The 208-nt window shown below is 70.2% G+C and carries 1 pseudogene; it reads left to right on the top strand.

Annotation, left to right across the window (positions count from 1 at the left end):
* Positions 1–208: pseudogene (locus FVA95_RS30620) on the top strand (DDE-type integrase/transposase/recombinase); the annotation flags it as partial.

Raw genomic sequence — 208 nt, 5'->3', positions numbered from 1 at the left:
ACCCCGGCTCGCTGATCCACGTCGACGTCACCAAGTTCGCCAACATCCCCGACGGCGGGGGCTGGCGCTACCTGGGAAGGCAGCAAGGCCGCCGCAACCAGGCGGCCACCGCGCGGCGCACCGGTCAACGAGGCAAGTACTACCGCCCGGCCATCGGGACCGCCTACGTCCACACCGTGATCGACGACCACTCACGCACCGCCTACGC

Source organism: Pseudonocardia sp. EV170527-09 (assembly GCF_008369905.1).
Lineage (GTDB): Bacteria > Actinomycetota > Actinomycetes > Mycobacteriales > Pseudonocardiaceae > Pseudonocardia.
The sequence above is the reverse complement of the archived record's forward strand: the minus strand, read 5'-3'. Positions and strand labels throughout refer to the sequence as shown.